The sequence below is a fragment of the Bradyrhizobium sp. in8p8 genome (assembly GCF_000426845.1).
In the GTDB taxonomy this organism is placed as follows: domain Bacteria; phylum Pseudomonadota; class Alphaproteobacteria; order Rhizobiales; family Xanthobacteraceae; genus Bradyrhizobium; species Bradyrhizobium japonicum_C.
In genome coordinates this window covers 139,017-154,718 of the sequence record NZ_AUGD01000013.1, presented here as the reverse complement: position 1 = coordinate 154,718, position 15,702 = coordinate 139,017, and the positions used below count along the sequence as shown (strand labels likewise).

Here is a 15,702-nt window from a genome sequence, read left to right as displayed (position 1 = left end):
CCTGCCGCATCGGCTCAATTCTTCAGGAGACCGCCGAACGGCACCCAGCGAGTTCCGTCGAAGCGGATGAGCTGAAGGCTCGTCATCGGCGTAAAGCGCTCGGGCGAATTGCTCACCGCGGTGCCGTTGATAAGCATCGGCAGCCGCACGTCCTTCATGGAGGTCGCCTGCTTCATGACATTGGCGCGGGTGAGATCGTTGCCTGATGCCTTCAGCACGGTCACCAGCGTCTGCGCGATTGTGTAGCCATAGACGTTGAGCCAGTCGCTCTTGTTGCCGTCCGGCATGTACTTGTCCATGAAGGCGAGCCATTCCTTGTAGCCGGCATCGTCCTTCAGCGCGGGGTCGGTCGCGTCCTTCAGGTACTGGCTTGAGATGACGCCGGTCGAGTTGTCCTTGCCGGCCGGCTCAAGCACGCCGCTGATCGAGGCCGAGACGTTGGAGATGATGGTGACCGGCTTCCAGCCGATTTCGCCGATCTTGCGGATCGCCTGTGCCGCGAATTTCGGCGTCGCCGCGACGAGGACGACATCCGCGCCCGCGGTCTTCAACTGCAGGATCTGGGTGTCGACGGTCGGCGCCGAGGTCTCGTAAGCCGCCCGCGCGACGATCGCTTCGCCGCCGTCGAGCCCTTCCTCCAGCGCCTTCAGATAGTCCTTGCCGAGATCGTCGTTCTGGTAGAGCACGCCGACCTTCGCGTTGGCGTGGCTCGCCTTGATGTACTTGGCGTAGGCGATCGCTTCGTCGCGATAGGTCGGCTGCCAGCCGACGGTCCACGGGAAATTCTTCGGGTCGTCCCACTTCGCCGCGCCCGATCCGAGGAAGAGCTGCGGCACCTTTCGCTCATTGAGATATTTGTGCACGGCGCTGTTGGTCGGCGTGCCGACACCGCCGAAGATCAGGAGCACCTCTTCGCTCTCGACCAGCCGCCGGGTCTGCTCCACCGTCTTGGGCGGGCTGTAGGCGTCATCTGCGATGATCATCTGGATGCGCCGCCCGTTGACACCGCCTTCGTCGTTCACCTTCCGGAAATAGGCCTCGGCCGATTTCGCGATCTGCGCGAAGGCCGAGACCGGCCCGCTCAACGGCGCGGTGGTGCCGATCTTGATGGTCTTGTCGTCGGCGCCGGGATCGTGTTTTGCGCTTTGGGCGGACGCGGTGCCGGCTGCGAGCAGCGGCACAAGGATGCAGGCCGAGGCCAGGCGAAGACGGGCAAGGCGCGCCATGAAAGATCTCCCCGAAATTGCTCCCCGCTTCTCGATGGAGCGGAGTTGAAACGCGATGACAGCGCCCGCACTGGACTTGCGGGCCACGATCATTTCCCAGCAGGATGACGAGACGAACGATCGTTCGTACGGTTGACTATCGAACGATCGTTCGTTAGTCAAGCGGCATGGCTGTCCCTACCTCCAGCGCGGCGGACGCGGCTGCGCCCACGACCCGCGAGCGCATCCTCTCCGAAGCGCTCGACCTGTTCGCGCAGAGCGGCTATGGCGGCGCCTCGATGCGCGAGCTGGCGCGCCGGGTCGGCATCCGCGAGAGCAGCCTCTACAACCATTTTGCCGGCAAGGCCGCGATCCTGGAGGCGATCGTGGCCGAGCACGGTCCGGCCAGCTCGGCGAGCCGGCTGGAGGAGCCGCGCTACAAGCAGCTCGCACGTCAACCCGCCGCGTTCTGCCGGCAGTTCGCGCTCGACCTCGTCGAGCAATGGTCCGATCCGCGCGAGCACCAGTTCCAGAAGGTCATCACCGCCGAGCGCAACCGCGTCCCCGGCATCCGGGCCAAGTTCGCCGATCAATTCTACGCGCGCGAGCAGAGCCTGATGACGGACTATTTTCGCGGCTTTGCGCTCGCCGGTCTGATCTCGACGACTGACCCGCGCGAGACCGCACGCCTGTTCGCGGCCGGGCTCATCTACATCGGTCTCGAACATTACGTGATGGGTGCGGCGCCTTCGCCGCGAGCAAAGGTGATCGAGGCGATCGACCGCTATCTCGCCTTCTTCCTGTCGCTGATCGCGGCAGGCAACGACGCCGACAACAAGAAACGAAAGCCCAAGGGAGAGAACCGTGGCAAGGCTGCCCCTGATTGATCCGGAGACGACGAGCGGCGACATCCGCGCTTCGTTCGACCGCATGCCGGTCAAGCTCAACATCTTCCGCATGATGGCTCATGCCGAGGCCAACATGATCCCGGCGATGCGGCTCGGCAATTCGATCCTGCACAAGCAGAAGCTCTCGGCCGTCAACCGCGAGCTCTTGATCCTCCAGGCCGCCCAGCTGGAGGGCGGCGCCTATGAATGGCGCCAGCACGTTCCGATCGCGCTCGGCGTCGGCTGTACGCAGGCGCAGATCGATGCGGTCGAGCGCGGCGACTACGGTGCGGCCGCGCTGAGCGGAGCCGAGCGTGCGCTGCTCGAGTTCGGCCGCGAGGTCGTCGAGAACGTCCGCGTGCCCGAGGCCACTTTCGCTGCCGTGCGAACGCATTTCAGCGATCAGGAGATCGTCGAATCCATTGTCGCACTCGGCTTCTACATGATGATGGCGCGCCTCACCGAGGCGACCGAAACCGATCTCGATCCCGCCGCCGGCATGAAGGTCTATGACGGCGGCAAGAGGCCGGGCGGCTGAGATGGCGGAAACCGAGAGCAGGCCGGAACGCTACATCCGCCCGCCCAGCGCGGAATCATCAGGCGAGGCGCCGGGCAGGGGACGCCTCAAAGGGCGCCGCATCCTCATCGTCGGCGGCGGCCAGCGCGTCTTCGACGCCGCCACCGATCCGATCGGCAACGGCCGCGCCATGAGCATTTTATGCGCACGCGAAGGTGCGAAGGTCGCGGTCGCCGATCTCAATCGCCCCTCTGCCGAGCAGACCGTCAGTTGCATCACCGACGAAGGCGGCGAGGGCTTCGCCATCGCCGCGGACGTCACGTCCGAAGCGGACGTTCAGCGCATGATCGAGGAAGCCCGTCGCATGATGGGCGGACTCGACGGCATGGTGCTGAACATAGGTACCTTCGGCAAGGTCGGGCTCGATGCCGTCAGTCCCGAGGAGTGGAACAGGATCTACGACGTCAATGTCCGCGGCCCCATGCTGTGCTGCCGCGCGGCGCTGCCCAAATTCAACGACGGCGGGGCCGTCGTCTTCATCTCCTCGATCGCCGCGCTGAAGGCCGGCTCCCAGATGGCGGTGTACGATTCCTCCAAGGCCGCGCTCGGCGGCCTGATGCGCAACATCGCCCATCTCGGCGCGCGCCGCGGCATCCGCGCCAATCTCGTCTATCCCGGCCTCGTCGACACTCCGAACGGCCGCGAAGCCGGTGCCGGCCGCCCCAACCGCGGCAAGGGTCATATCCCGTTCGGCCGCCAGGCAACCGCCTGGGAGATCGCCTATGCCGTGCTGTTCTTTCTCTCGGACGAAAGCGTCTACGTCACCGCGCAGGCCCTCGCCGTGGATAGCGGGCTGAGCGGGATGTAAGGCCTGCAGCCCGGATGGAGCGAAAGCGTAATCCGGGGCCGCTACCTCATCGCGCGAGCTGCCCCGGATTGCGCGGAGCCTGTCATCGGGCGGCGCTTCGCGCCGGCCCGTTGGCTCCATCCGGGCTACGGACGCGACAAATGAGATGGTCGAGCGAGACGTTCCCGGGTCCGTAAGCCATGATGCCGAGTGCCATGGCCGCCCAGGTGAGGTGAATCGGCCAGCCGTCGGGCACCGTGAGCTCGACGATCACGGTCATGAACAGAAGCCCGAGCGCCGCAAACCGTGTGCCCAATCCCAGCACCAGCAGGATCGGGAACATGATCTCACCTGAGCCCGACAGGAATGCCATCATCGTCGGTGCCGGAAAGTGATAGGGCCCGCCCGGCAAGTGCAGCATGAATTCGTCGCTGAACAGCGTCACCGCCGTCTCGTTGAGCCTAAGGAAGCCGTCCCATTTCAGTATGCCCGAGCGCCAGAACGGCACGGCCAGCGCAATGCGCAGCACGAGCTGGACCAGCGACGGCTTTGCGAGCGCCTGTATCAGACGATTTGACTTGGCGATGAGTGCTCCAGGCGACGGCAGGCTGCCGCCGGTGCTCATGGGTTGGTCTGTGATCACGATCGGTCTCCGTCGGCGAGCGAGGTGAAGGCGCCGGCTTCGATCAGCCCGGCGATGTTCGCGGCAATGTCGAAGTCGCTTGCAGCTTCCAGCGCCGCCGCCGCGGCCTCGCCGAGCGGGCGTCCCGATATCAGGCGGCTCGCGAACACGGCTCCGCCGGGCGGAAGGCGGCGCACGGTGACGTCGAATTCAGGCCGCGTGATCAGGGCATCTTCCGGCTTGGAGGCATCGATGCGCGTGACCGTTGTGTTGTCGCGGTTGGCCGCAAAGATCGTCACGGCCGCATAGCCCGAGCGCAGGCATCGCGCCGCCGGATGCGGAATGAACACCAGACCGGCCAAACGATCGGGCGCCACCGCCGAGAGCCGGGCCGGCGACAACGGCACGGCATCGGCGGCGTGATAGGCATCGAGCCAGGCCCGCTCGATGCGTGCGACGTCGGCGAGCCAGGGCATGGCCTGCGCATGCTCATATTGCGCGATGAAGTCCGGGAAATCGCGACCATACTCGAACAGCAGCGGCGATGCAGGCGGATTGCTGCGCACGTGGAAGCGGGCCATGGCGCGGAAGAAGTCGGTGCCCGTGATGCGTTGCACCGCCGGATAAATTGCGGCCAGCGCATCGATCAGGCTGACCGTGACGTTGTTGCGGTAGACGTCGTAGCGTCGGCCGGCAGCCTTGCCGTTCGGGCCGGTCACGAGCGAGGGCGTGCTGCGTGCCGGATCGAGCAGCGCCGGCGCGAATGCAGCGGCGAAGGACAGGTTGGCCTCAGGCGGCATGGCGCTCTCCTGCTGGCACGGCAGACTGACGCCGGTCGAGGATCGCCTGGGCCGCCGTGGCTTCCGCCTCCAGGATCGGCCAATCGGGAATCCTGCTGTCCCACTCGATCAGCGTCGGCACGGCACCGCGGCGACCGATCACGATCTCATAGAGCTTCCAGACTGCGTCGGCGACCGGGCCGTCATGGCTGTCGATCAACAGCAGATCACCTTCGTCGTCGGCTTGCTCGGCATGCCCGGCGAGATGAATTTCCCCGACGCGCGACAGCGGGAAGTCCGCGAGATAGTTGAGCGCCGAGAATCCGTGGTTGGTTGCGGAGACGAATACGTTGTTGATGTCGAGCAGCAGGCCGCAACCGGTGCGCTCTGCCACCGCGCGAATGAATTCGGTCTCGCTCATCGAGGATTCGCGAAATGCGACATAGGTCGACGGGTTCTCCAGCAGCAGCGGCCGCCGGATCGCTTCCTGTACCTGATCGATGTGGTCGCAGACGCAGGCCAGCGTCGCTTCGGTGTAGGGCAGGGGAAGAAGATCGTTGAAGAAGCTGGTCTCGTGCGTGGACCATGCAAGATGCTCGGACACCAGCGCTGGCTGATAGCGTGCGACCAGGCCTCGGAAGCGCGCCAGATGCGCCTTGTCGAGCGGCCGCGGTCCGCCGATAGACATGCAGACGCCATGCAGCGAGAGTGGATGCTCGCGGCGGATCGCTTCCAGCGCGCGATGCGGCGGGCCGCCGGCGCCCATGTAGTTCTCGGCGTGGACTTCGAAAAAGCCGCGCCGAGGTCCTGCTTCGAGAATCGCCGGGAGATGCTCGGGCTTGAAGCTCGTCCCGGCGACGCCGCCGATCGGCAGTGCAAAGCGGAGCGGCATCGCTGTTGGCGAGGTGGGCCTGATCGCCGTGCTCATCGTGCTGCTCCCTTCGCAGTTCGGGCCGACCTCGCGCCGGTCGTCACACCGGCTTCAACGAACCCTTCTTGCCGTTCGGCAGCTCGATGCTGGTGCAGGTGCCGCCTTGCACGAATTTCCAGGCATTACCCTGGTAATCGACGGTCGAGGTGCCCTGGCAAGTCGTCCCTGGTCCGGCCGCGCAATCGTTCTGGCCCTTCAGCGCGACGCCGAAGCACTTTTCCTTCTTGGCGGCGACGGCGGCTTCGGCCTCGGCCTTGCTCAGCGGACCGGCGGCGGCAAGGGTCGCGAGCGCGGTCGACACCGCTCCGGCGAGGACGAGGGAGGTAACGGCGTGTTTGGCAGACATCGAATTCTCCTGTTTCGAGATGGCATCGCCCTTCAGGCGATTGGCGCTTCGTCTCCTTCGCTCGCGTGCAGCCGGCGTTACGGACGAGGTTGCTCACGAGTTCGTGAAGACCCGTTGGATCGGGCGCACGGGCGGTGCGCTTGGAGGGATTAGCGGGCAGGCGTCGGCGCAAAGCCAATGCCGAGCTTCTATCGAGACATTAGCCGCCGGGCATTGGTGCCGGGCCCATGATTCCGCCAGAGAGGTAACGAACGCGCACCGGCGACGTAGGCACTGTCAGTGCTTCCGGGGTGGACGCGTAAGGCGAAGGCAGCGATGAAGGTCGATCCCGAACGACGGCTTCATGCGATCGCAGGGGTGACGGTCAGCATCCGCCTCGCCGTGTCTGCGCTGGTCCTGACGGCGATCCTGCTGACAGCAGCCCTCTCCAGCCTGTTGTGGTGGCGTACGGCCGAGGCGACCAGCCGGCAGCTTGCCTCGACCATCAACCAGCAGATCGTGGCGGCGGTGCGCAAGGAGGTCGCGGCCATCGTCGACGAGGCGCGCGCCGCGCATACCGCGATCCGCACATTGTTCCTGCAGAACGTGCTCGACACCCGCGAGGCCGACAAGCGCGAATTCGTCTTCCTCTCGCAATTGCAGTCGCAGGCGACGATCTCCTGGGTCGCGTTCGGCTGGCCCGACGGCTCCTTCTTCGCCGCGCACAAGCTCGGCGATCGCCGCCTGGAGATGATGGAAATCTCGCTGACGGATCATCCGGGCGAGCGCCGCATCGACGAATATGACGTCGTGCCCGGCGACATCGAGTTCGCCAATCGCCGCTTCGAGCCGACCTCGTTCCATGTTGCCGACCAGGCCTGGTTCAAATCCGGGCTCAGCGCGGACGATCCGCAATGGTTCAGGGTGTCGGAGCATGCGTCCGGAGAACGGCCGTCGATCGCCTTTGCCGGGCCGATCGACGTCTACCAGGAGCGGCAAGGCGTGCTTGCCGTCATCATCGAGTATACGCGCCTTGCGCGCTTCCTGTCGCAGCTGGAGGTCGGGCGCACCGGCACGGCCTTCATCGTCGACGGCAGCGGCGAGCTCGTCGCCGCGCCGGACAAGGACGCTGACGAACTCCATCCGGCACGTGGCGATACGAGATTGCTGCCGCTCGCGCGCCTTGCGCTCGGCAAGGCCGGTGAAGCGGGGCGCAAGGAAGCCTGGCGCAGTCGCCTCACGTCAGGCGGCGCGGCCTACGAGGTGGCGCTGACGCCGCTGCCGTTTCCCGGCTGGTCGCTTGCAACCGTGATCCCGGAGGCCGAGTTTCTCGGGCCGGTCGAGACGACGTTGCAGCGCCTGATCCTTGGCCTCGCCATCGGTGCCGTGCTCGCAGCGCTTGGCTCGGCGATGCTGGCGCGCTCCGTCATCGCCGCGCCGCTGTCGCGCGTCGTCGGCGAGCTTCGCCACGTCGAGGCATTCGCGCTGGAGCAGGTGCGCCGTCATCCCTCGCGGCTCAAGGAGATCGCGAGCCTGTCGGGTGCGATTGCCGAGATGGCGGCCGGCCTCTCCGCCTTCCGCAAATTCATTCCGGCCGATCTCGTCCGCGGCCTGCTGCGCCAGGGTGTCGAGGCGAGCCCCGGCGGCAGCGTGCAGGAGCTCAGCGTGATGTTCATCGACATCGCCGGCTTCACCGGCCTGTCCGAGCGGCTGGGCGATCGCGTGGTGCCGCTCTTGTCGCACTATCTCGACCAGACCTCGGAGATCATCGTCGCCAATGGCGGGACCATCGACAAGTTCATCGGCGATGCCGTGATGGCGTTCTGGGGCGCGCCGCAGCCGCAAGCCGATCACGCTGCGCGCTGCTGCCGCGCTGCGCTCGCCTGCCGCAGGGCGATCGAACAATCGGGCCTCGTCGACGATCTCGGCCAGCCGCTCCAGATCCGCATCGGCATCAATTCGGGCCGCATGCTGGTCGGCAATATCGGTTCGGAGCTGCGGTTGAACTACACCGTGATCGGCGATGCCGTGAACGTCGCCAGCCGGCTCGAAGGCGCCAACAAATCCTATGGCACGCAGATCCTGATCGGCGAAGCGACGGAACGTCTGGTGCGCGGTGCCGTCATCACGCGCGAGGTCGACAGCATCGCTGTCTACGGACGCGAGGAGGGTCTCTCGGCCTACGAATTGATTGGGATGGTGAACGAGACAGCGGCGGACCCCGGCTGGATCGCGAATTACGAGCGCGGCCTCGCCGCCTATCGTGCGCGGCGGTTCGCCGACGCGCTCGCCGACTTCGAGATGGTGTTGAAGCAGCGCGGCCGCGATCGTCCGGCCGAACTGATGCGTGACCGATGCCGGCAGTTCGCCGCGACGTCGCCTGATAGCGCCTGGCGACCCGTGGCGGCATTGACGTCGAAATAGCGACATAAACCCGACTCGAGATTCAGCGGCTGAAGTGAAAACCGGTGGCAAAGCCGGTCTGTCCCGCGCATGATGTGGACATGAAAACCACACTGCTCAAATCCGAACACTACACCCGCTCGCCCTGGAAGAACGGCGGCGGCACCTTCACCGACATCGCGGACGCCCACCGGGCCGATGCGCGGCAGAAGGACTGGGATAGCCTGGTCTGGCGTTTTGCCTCGACCCCGATCGTGGCGCCCGGCCCGTTCTCCTACATGCCCGGCATCGACCGCTTGCAGATGGTGGTCGGCGGGCGCGGGCTGGTGCTGAAATCGCCTACGCAGGAATTCGACGAGCGTGAACCTTTTACGACGGTGCGCTTCACCGGCGAGCTCGAGATTGTCACCGAGCTCGAGGCCGGTCCGGTCGAGGTCGTGAACCTGATGGCGCGGCGGGGGGCGGCCGAGATCGAGCTCGAGGCGCTTAGGGAACCCGGCGAGCGGCCGCTCGCCGCGGGAACGCGTCTCGTCTACGCCGCGCGCGGCGATTGCCTTGTTCGTCTTGGCCGTGAGGATTTTGCGATCCCGAGCCAGGGCACGCTGAAGGTCGAAACGGGGGAGCCATCGCAGCTCGTCCTCGCATCCGGCCTGGCTGTGCTGGGATCGATCCGCATCGTCGATTGATCCGCAGAAGTGCGCAGCGATTTTCCGGAAGGTTCATGCTCAAACAACGACCGCAAGCCACTGCGTACAAACCGGGCAATTGGGCAGGTTGACGCGGCAATGCTGAGCACGATAACTGCCCCGATGCAGACCGCCGCTCGAGGGCAGGACATGAACGCGCTTCCGAATAACGCCGCCACACCTGCCGATGGCGTCGTCGACTGGCTCACCAACGGCACACGCGACGAGCGCTTCATCGACGACATCTTCGCGCAGATGTGCATTCGCCTCCAGCAGGCCGGCATTCCGTTGAAGCGCGCGACGCTGCACGTGTTGATCAATCACCCGCAATGGCTGGGGGCCCGCATGATGTGGTCCGACGGGATGCGCAATGCGGAGATCGCGCTGGTCGATTATGAAGTTCGCGAGCGGTCCGAGTATATCGGCAGCGCCGCCAGCGAAATCCAGGATGGCGCCGAAGAGGTGCGCGAGCGGCTCGAGCAGGATCCCACGCTGGGCCGCAAGCACACCCTCTATGACGAGATGCGGGCCAAGGGCCTGACCGACTATGTCGCCTGGCCGCTACTCCACACGCTCGGCAAGCGCCATCTCGTCACTTTCGCGACCGATCGGCCCGGCGGCTTCGACGGTGCGCACATTGCGGGCCTGAAGAAGCTGTTGCCGGTGCTGGCGCTGGTCAGCGAGATCCGTATCAAGAACCGCCTGGCGCGGACGCTGCTGGAGACCTATGTCGGCTCCCACGCCGGCGAGCTGATTCTGGCCGGCGCCACCAGGCGCGGCACCGGCACCACGGTGCGCGCGGCGATCATGATCTGCGACCTCAGGGATTTCACCAAGATCTCCGACAACTGGCCGCGCGACGACGTCATCGATCTGCTCAACGATTATTTCGACGCGATGTCCGAGCCGATCGCGCGCCATGGCGGCGAGATCCTCAAGTTCATCGGCGACGGTCTGCTCGCCATCTTCCCGCTGAGCCAGCCCAACGCCTGCGCGAACCTGCTGCATGCCGTGACCGAAGCCCGGCAGGCCATGGCCGCGCTGAACGAGCGGAACAACGGGACCGGCCGCGCGCCGCTGAATTACGGCATCGGCGTCCACGTCGGCGACGTTATGTACGGCAATATCGGATCATCGAGCCGGCTGGACTTCACCGTGATCGGCCCGGCCGTCAACATGGCCTCCCGCCTCGAGGCGCTGACCAAGACCATCGGCAGGAAGGTGCTTCTCTCGCGCGCTTTCGCCGACCTGGTGGAGAACGAGTTCGCGCTGGAGCATGTCGGCCAGCACGAGGTGCGCGGCTTCAGCAAACCGATCGAGCTGTTTGCCTATCCGGAGTGAGCGCGAACGGCCGCAAAACGCCGCGGCTATTTGCGCTGGGTGCCGGGGGCGTTCGGCTCGGCCTGCCGACCGCCCTGGTCCCGCCTGGAAGGATCGTTGTCGCCCGGCCGCATGGTCGATGACTTTGCCGGTGCGCTCGCGCCGCCGCTGTTGTTGTCCGCGGATGTGTTGAGGCCCGAAGCTCCCGCGCCTGTCGTCCCGCCGGTCCCGCTCGAATTGATGCTCGACCCGGTCCTGGATGCGCCGGTACCGCCCTGGGCGAATGCGGCGAGAGGGGAGGCGAGCGCCGCGACTAGCGCTGCGAGAACGAGTGCTTTCATGTCTGCTCCTGCGGGTTGGGGTCAGGCTCCTGCGGGTTGGGGTCAGGCGGCCCCGGCCGGTCCGGGGGAGGGCTTGCCGGGGCCGCCATGTGCCGGAATTGCAGAACCCCGGCGTGGCCCAATGCGCGGGAACCCAAGGCGTTCCTATCAAGCCGTTCCTATCAGCCCTATCAGCGTTCCTGTTTCCCGTTCGGAGCGCGCGTGCCCTCAGGCCGACCAGCGATCCTGCTCTTCCTGGTGGGCGTGCTCGTTGAGCCGGTCGGCGATCTCGTCCGCAATCTGCTCCGATTCCGCCACTGCAACCGGCTCGCCCTTGTGCGTCCTCAGCTTGTCCTTGTCGGCCTGGATCGGGAAATCGTCGGGCTTCAGTTCGTTATCCCTGCTCATGGCGCGCCTCGCGGAGTCTCCGCAGGCAAAACGCACGTGGAGGCCGATCGTTGCTTCAAGGATGAAGCCTCGATCGACCGAGCCGGTCAGGCCCCGCCGATGGCCCGGGTGACGGTCCCGCTCCCCCTGCAGGTCTCGCAGGGAGCGCCGTCGATCCGCCCCTTGCCGTTACAGTCCGGGCAGACATCCTCACCGGTGCCCGTCGTTCCCGACGGGGCTTCATCGCCGGGATTGAGTGCCGGCTGCGCTCCGGTGCTCGCGACTTGCGTGTCGGACGCCTTCGTCTTGGTCATCTGCACCTCCTCGAAAAGACCGCAACGCGCCTTGTCGCAGGAAGTGCCAATCGGAGTTCGCAGCGCAGTCGAGGGAACCGCGCTGCTTGTATCCCCTACCTCTCCACCGGGCCCGTCCAGTCCTTGAAGCCGCCGAGGTTGTAGACGTTCTCGTAGCCCATATCCTTCAGGAGCTTGCCGGCCAGCGCCGACCTGCCGCCGGATGCGCAATAGAGGATGACGGTCTTGCTTCTGTCGAACGCCTTGTCGTGATAGGGCGACTCCGGGTCGGCGCGAAACTCGAGCATCCCGCGCGAGACGTTGACGGCGCCGGCGATCTTGCCGCTGGCGGCGACTTCCGGCGCGTCGCGAACGTCCACCACCAGCGTGTTGCCCTTGTTGATCATCTCGGCCGCCTGCTCCGAGGCGATCTTCGGGACCTCCGCGTTCGCAGCTTCCAGCATTTGCTTGACACTCGTTGCCATGGTTTCTCCGGGTTTTCTTCTGCCGCCCCACAGGAGGATAGCACATCGAATTGGAAGTCGCTCCCGGATGAGGTTGCCTTGCTGAAGTGAGGGGGGCGGAGGCCCGGTTGCCAACGCAGGAATGTGCGACTAGCCTTTGCGAAAGCGACGCCCAAACGGTCTCTGGCCGCATCTTCATGCCGAAATTCCTTCGCATCGGAGTCCATCAATCCAACGTCTCCGGATACACGTCGAAGGCGTGGTGCGTCAGGTGCGTCGGCTCGGCGGTCTTCCTGAAGTGGGGCGCCGTGGAGGTGCAGGGCACCGGGGCCGCGCGCAAGGTGTATTGGGCGCGATCACCGCAGGAGAAGACGATCCGCTGCCGCACGGCGCAGCGCGCGCAGGATTACACCAAGGCCGCGATCGCACGGCGTCGCAATCATCGCTACGAGCCGCTGACCGGACCCATCGCGAACCGGCGCCCGTCCGCCGCGCGCAACGCGGAGCTCAAGCAGGCGCTCGCCACCATTCTCATCGTCGACATCGTCGGCTCCACCGCGAAGGCCGCCAAGCTCGGCGATGCGCGCTGGACGAGGGTGATGGGCCATTACTACGCCGCCGTCCGCAAGGAACTGAAGACGTGCGGCGGCAGGGAAGTCGTCACCACCGGCGACGGCGTGCTGGCGACATTCCGGAAGCCCGCCGCCGGCCTCGCCTGCGCGAACGCGATCCAGAAAGCCGTGCGCACGCTCGGCCTCGAGATCTGGGTCGGCCTGCATGCCGGCGAATACACCATCAGCGGCGGAGAAATGGTCGGCCTCGCCTTCCACATCTGCACCCGCGTTGCGGCGAAAGCGCGCGGAGGAGAGGTGCTGGTGTCGAGCGCGGTGAGGGCGCTGATGACGGCGCAGGCGGCGGCGAGCCTGAGGGATCACGGCATGCACCGGCTCAAGGGCGTGCCGGAGCGGTGGCGGCTGTGGCGGGTGGAGGGGTGAGGGCGATCGGACTCTCACCCGATCAAACGCCACCGGCCGCTCAAGCTTCCGCCTTCATGTTGGCGAAACGGTCGCGCAGATAGGCGGCAAACGGGCGCCTTCCCTCGTCCTGGCTCCAGCTGTCGATCGCAAGGCGAAAGGCTCCGATGGAGACCATCGCGACCATGCGGAGTGCGGTCCGCCGCTTCGGCTGCGGCCACAACGTGCAGAGCGCGTCGAAGACCGCCTGCTCCTGCTGCGCGTACTTGGTGGCCTCGCGGGCGCGAAGCGTCTCGTTGGCGCGGATGAAGCGGTCGATCTCCATCATTTGCTTGCGGGCCTGAACGTCCTCGTAGGACGCCGTGAGCTTGACCAGCGCGTTCTTCACCGCGTCCAGCGGCGTCTGCTTGGTTGATTGCTCCAGAACCGCCCGCCCTATGGCGTCGGCGAGACCGCCCTGCCAGGCCAGGATGATGTCTTCCTTCGACTTGAAGTAATAGAAGAAGGTTCGGCGCGAAATTCCCGCTGCCGCGGCGATGGCATCGAGCGTGGTCGCCTCATAGCCGTTGCGGAGGAAGAGCCTCAACCCGGTGTCCGCGATCCGTCGCAACGTTTCGCGCCGCTTTTGCTCCCGCAGTCCTTCTCTTTTTGGTGATGCGTCGTCTCCGTCCTGTTCCGACACACAACGGCCTCATTCAAAATTACACTCAGTGCGATAAAATTCCGCATCAAGTGCGAAATTACTGCATGTGAGGCCGGCCGGCAAGGCTCGACCGATCCAAGCGTCCAAGACCAAGCGAACCGGAGCAAGATGACTGCAGACAGGGACGGCCCGGCGAACGACCGGGATGCCGATGCCTCGCGTTGCGATTCCCGTGGTGCAGAGCCAGGCTTGCTGCAACCGGCCGCCGGAATGGACCAGCGCGTGCGCAGCTCCGGCCATATCGAGCTTCTGCGCCGCCGGCCCGCCGGCTACGCCGTCGCCACCAACCGCCCAGGCGCGATGCACCGGCCTCGCCGTGCAATCGGCAGACCTCACAGAGGCCTGCAGATCACCAGCCCGACGGTACGCGACGCGCGAGCCTTCCAACCCGCCGGGCATCGCCTGGACGGCCCCGTGCACGCTGCGCCCAGGGAGCGCGACGAGCGTCGATTTGCCGCGCGCAGCCTTGCCCGCGCGGCGAGGGCGATGCGGTCGCCGTATCTCGGCAACGTCGGCATCCTCCTCCTGCTCTGCGCCATCTCGTTCCATCCCTGCTTCGATCTGGCGAAGATCGTCTCGAACAGCTTCCTGTGCCTCGGTGCGAAGGCCGCGTTCGCCGCGACCGTCAATCTCGTCGTGAACGAGTGGACGCCGACTATCCAGGCCTTTCTGGCCGGCCGCCTCTTGCGCTGGATCGGCCTCAGCCTGCTGCTCGCGCTGCTTCCGGCGCTGACCGTCATCCGCGCCGGGATGCTGGCGAAGCTGCGCTCGTTCGCCGCGCTCGGGCTTGTTCGGCTGCGCGGCGTCCTGAAAGCTTCGCTGCAGCCGAACAAGCGCAATGTGCCACCAGGCCGCGATGCAGGCGCCGTTCACGAGAAGGTCAACACGCCCACGCGGCACGAAGCTTGAAAATTACACTCAGTGTAATTTAATGCGCCGGACGTCACGTTGTGCCGTGGGAGGTGGCCCGATGCCCGGTTGGAATGCGAGCGATATTCCGTCACAGCGGGGGCGCTGCGCCGTCGTCACAGGCACGGGTGGCCTCGGTTACGAGGATGCGCTTGCGCTCGCATGCGCGGGCGCCGAGGTGATCATCGCCGGCCGCAATGCAGCCAAGGGAGCCGACGCCGTCGCGCGCATCCGCTCGCACGAGCCGAATGCGAACGTCCGGTTCGAATGGCTCGATCTTGCGGATATTCATTCGGTTCGAGCCTTCGGCGCCCGATTGCGCGCCGAACGGGACAGTCTCGACCTGCTCGTCAACAACGCCGCGGTGATGACGCCCCGGACCCGGCAGCTGACGGCCGACGGCTTCGAGCTGCAGTTCGGCACCAACCATCTCGGCCATTTCGCGCTAACGGCCGAGCTTCTCCCATTGCTGCGGAAAGGCGTTCAGCCCCGTGTCGTCACCGTCTCCAGCGTGGCCGCGCGCAGCGGAGCGATCGCGTTCGACAATTTGCAGGCCGAGCGTCGCTACGAGCCGATGCCGATCTACAGCCAGTCCAAGCTTGCGAACCTGATGTTTGCGTTCGAGTTGCAGCGGCGCAGCCGGGCCTTCGGCTGGGGCATCACCAGCGTTGCGGCCCATCCCGGCGTGTCGCGCACCGACCTCATCCCGAATGGGGCCGGCCGGATGAGCCTCCCCGGCCTGGCGCGGACGGCCCTCTGGTTCCTGTTTCAGCCGGCGGCGCAAGGTGCGCTGCCGACGTTGTTCGCGGCGACATCGCCGGACATTGTCCCCGGTGGCTATTACGGCCCGGACAAGTTCGGGGAAACGCGCGGCTCGCCCTCCGTGGCGCGCGTGCCGCCGCAGGCCGATGACGACGCGGTGGCGTCTCGCCTGTGGGATGTCTCGGCAAGATTGACCGGCGCCAGCTTCGCGACGGAGTCACATCGCGCCCGGACGAAGACAGATCCGTGCACTTGACGCCCGAATACCGGAAATCCACGCGATTCATGCCGCTTTTCGGCCCAAACCGGTCCCGTCGGGGCCCGCCGCGGCCGGTCGACGGATGGCTGCCGTTTTCTCCACAAGCCAT

Annotated in this window: 19 protein-coding genes; 9 read left to right on the top strand and 10 right to left on the bottom strand. The window is 66.0% G+C overall.

What is annotated here, in order from left to right:
• Positions 1-14: 14 nt before the first annotated feature.
• Complete coding sequence (locus K408_RS0128745) at positions 15-1,226, bottom strand: ABC transporter substrate-binding protein (protein ID WP_024341698.1); 1,212 nt, start codon at positions 1,224-1,226, stop codon at positions 15-17.
• A 167-nt stretch (positions 1,227-1,393) separates the two neighbouring features.
• Here K408_RS0128745 and K408_RS0128740 point away from each other — a divergent pair, with 167 nt between their 5' ends.
• From K408_RS0128740 to K408_RS0128730, 3 genes are read left to right on the top strand one after another with little or no spacing between them, the layout of a single operon-like run.
• Positions 1,394-2,092, top strand: coding sequence for a TetR/AcrR family transcriptional regulator (locus tag K408_RS0128740; protein ID WP_024341697.1), 699 nt, complete (start codon positions 1,394-1,396; stop codon positions 2,090-2,092).
• Positions 2,070-2,630, top strand: a complete 561-nt coding sequence (locus tag K408_RS0128735; RefSeq protein WP_024341696.1) for a carboxymuconolactone decarboxylase family protein — start codon at positions 2,070-2,072, stop codon at positions 2,628-2,630. The genes K408_RS0128740 and K408_RS0128735 overlap by 23 nt, the downstream gene beginning before the upstream one ends.
• Position 2,631: 1 nt before the next feature.
• Positions 2,632-3,477 (top strand): SDR family NAD(P)-dependent oxidoreductase, encoded by an 846-nt coding sequence (locus tag K408_RS0128730; protein WP_024341695.1) that lies wholly within the window; start codon positions 2,632-2,634, stop codon positions 3,475-3,477.
• Positions 3,478-3,559: 82 nt separating this feature from the next.
• Here the strand turns inward: K408_RS0128730 and K408_RS38965 are convergent, their stop codons facing one another.
• The 4 genes from K408_RS38965 to K408_RS0128710 are packed head-to-tail and all read right to left on the bottom strand — an operon-like array spanning position 3,560 to position 6,134.
• Complete coding sequence (locus tag K408_RS38965) at positions 3,560-4,099, bottom strand: DoxX family protein (RefSeq protein WP_024341694.1); 540 nt, start codon at positions 4,097-4,099, stop codon at positions 3,560-3,562.
• Positions 4,096-4,878, bottom strand: coding sequence for an HvfC/BufC N-terminal domain-containing protein (locus K408_RS0128720; protein WP_024341693.1), 783 nt, complete (start codon positions 4,876-4,878; stop codon positions 4,096-4,098). Before K408_RS0128720 ends, K408_RS38965 begins: the two co-directional genes overlap by 4 nt.
• On the bottom strand, positions 4,868-5,785 hold the full coding sequence (gene bufB, locus K408_RS0128715; protein ID WP_024341692.1) for an MNIO family bufferin maturase: 918 nt from the start codon (positions 5,783-5,785) through the stop codon (positions 4,868-4,870). Before bufB ends, K408_RS0128720 begins: the two co-directional genes overlap by 11 nt.
• A gap of 43 nt (positions 5,786-5,828) precedes the next feature.
• Positions 5,829-6,134: a BufA1 family periplasmic bufferin-type metallophore gene (locus K408_RS0128710; RefSeq protein ID WP_024341691.1), complete on the bottom strand. Its 306-nt coding sequence runs from the start codon at positions 6,132-6,134 to the stop codon at positions 5,829-5,831.
• A 315-nt stretch (positions 6,135-6,449) separates the two neighbouring features.
• On the opposite strand from K408_RS0128710, the gene K408_RS0128705 reads away from it, so the two are divergent.
• The 3 genes from K408_RS0128705 to K408_RS0128695 all read left to right on the top strand — a co-directional run bounded on the left by K408_RS0128705 (position 6,450) and on the right by K408_RS0128695 (position 10,543).
• Positions 6,450-8,537, top strand: a complete 2,088-nt coding sequence (locus K408_RS0128705) for an adenylate/guanylate cyclase domain-containing protein (protein ID WP_024341690.1) — start codon at positions 6,450-6,452, stop codon at positions 8,535-8,537.
• Between the two features lie 80 nt (positions 8,538-8,617).
• The gene (locus K408_RS0128700) at positions 8,618-9,202 is read left to right on the top strand and encodes a HutD/Ves family protein (RefSeq protein ID WP_024341689.1); all 585 of its coding nucleotides are present in this window, start codon (positions 8,618-8,620) and stop codon (positions 9,200-9,202) included.
• A 150-nt stretch (positions 9,203-9,352) separates the two neighbouring features.
• Positions 9,353-10,543 carry an adenylate/guanylate cyclase domain-containing protein gene (locus K408_RS0128695; protein WP_024341688.1) on the top strand — a complete coding sequence of 397 codons (1,191 nt, stop codon included), beginning with the start codon at positions 9,353-9,355 and terminating at the stop codon, positions 10,541-10,543.
• 26 nt (positions 10,544-10,569) lie between these two features.
• Here K408_RS0128695 and K408_RS0128690 read toward each other — a convergent pair whose 3' ends face one another.
• From K408_RS0128690 to K408_RS0128675, 4 genes are all read right to left on the bottom strand, one after another.
• Positions 10,570-10,863: a hypothetical protein gene (locus tag K408_RS0128690; RefSeq protein WP_024341687.1), complete on the bottom strand. Its 294-nt coding sequence runs from the start codon at positions 10,861-10,863 to the stop codon at positions 10,570-10,572.
• 207 nt (positions 10,864-11,070) lie between these two features.
• A complete protein-coding gene (locus K408_RS0128685; protein ID WP_024341686.1) occupies positions 11,071-11,250 on the bottom strand; it encodes a hypothetical protein in 180 nt (59 codons plus the stop codon).
• An 86-nt stretch (positions 11,251-11,336) separates the two neighbouring features.
• Entirely contained in the window at positions 11,337-11,543 is a 207-nt protein-coding gene (locus tag K408_RS0128680) for a hypothetical protein (RefSeq protein ID WP_024341685.1), read from the bottom strand.
• 95 nt (positions 11,544-11,638) lie between these two features.
• The gene (locus tag K408_RS0128675) at positions 11,639-12,007 is read right to left on the bottom strand and encodes a rhodanese-like domain-containing protein (RefSeq protein ID WP_028146025.1); all 369 of its coding nucleotides are present in this window, start codon (positions 12,005-12,007) and stop codon (positions 11,639-11,641) included.
• 176 nt (positions 12,008-12,183) lie between these two features.
• On the opposite strand from K408_RS0128675, the gene K408_RS0128670 reads away from it, so the two are divergent.
• Positions 12,184-12,981 (top strand): adenylate/guanylate cyclase domain-containing protein, encoded by a 798-nt coding sequence (locus tag K408_RS0128670; RefSeq protein WP_024341684.1) that lies wholly within the window; start codon positions 12,184-12,186, stop codon positions 12,979-12,981.
• A 40-nt stretch (positions 12,982-13,021) separates the two neighbouring features.
• On the opposite strand, the gene K408_RS0128665 is transcribed toward K408_RS0128670, so the two are convergent.
• Complete coding sequence (locus tag K408_RS0128665) at positions 13,022-13,642, bottom strand: TetR/AcrR family transcriptional regulator (protein WP_024341683.1); 621 nt, start codon at positions 13,640-13,642, stop codon at positions 13,022-13,024.
• Positions 13,643-13,852: 210 nt separating this feature from the next.
• On the opposite strand from K408_RS0128665, the gene K408_RS0128660 reads away from it, so the two are divergent.
• Positions 13,853-14,572: a hypothetical protein gene (locus K408_RS0128660; RefSeq protein WP_035728959.1), complete on the top strand. Its 720-nt coding sequence runs from the start codon at positions 13,853-13,855 to the stop codon at positions 14,570-14,572.
• A gap of 61 nt (positions 14,573-14,633) precedes the next feature.
• A complete protein-coding gene (locus tag K408_RS38960) occupies positions 14,634-15,590 on the top strand; it encodes an SDR family oxidoreductase (protein WP_024341681.1) in 957 nt (318 codons plus the stop codon).
• Positions 15,591-15,702: the final 112 nt, after the last annotated feature.